At 66.4% G+C, this 247-nt stretch carries 1 protein-coding gene; it reads right to left on the minus strand.

Annotated elements, in window-relative coordinates:
• On the minus strand, positions 1-247 hold a 247-nt coding region (locus ACLJNW_RS27430; RefSeq protein ID WP_410961713.1), incomplete at both ends, for a LysR substrate-binding domain-containing protein.

The raw sequence follows: 247 nt of genomic DNA on the forward strand, positions 1-247 counted from the left end.
GTTCCGGCACGGTCATCGCCATGTCGGTCTGCTGGACCACCGTGGAGGCCATCAGGTAGTGCTGCGAGCGCAGCGCGATCTTGCGCTGGATGCCCATCTTGCCCAGCGCCAGGTCGATGTAGCCGAGGCCGCTGCGGCGGCTGGAAATATGGATGTGGGTCAGGCCCAGGTAATCGTCCAGGGCCAGCTTAGGCTTGCCCGCCAGTGGGTGGCCGCGGCGCATGGCGCAGACGTAGCGGTCCTCCAT

This window comes from Salmonella sp. SAL4457, assembly GCF_046548235.1.
In the GTDB taxonomy this organism is placed as follows: domain Bacteria; phylum Pseudomonadota; class Gammaproteobacteria; order Enterobacterales; family Enterobacteriaceae; genus Salmonella; species Salmonella enterica.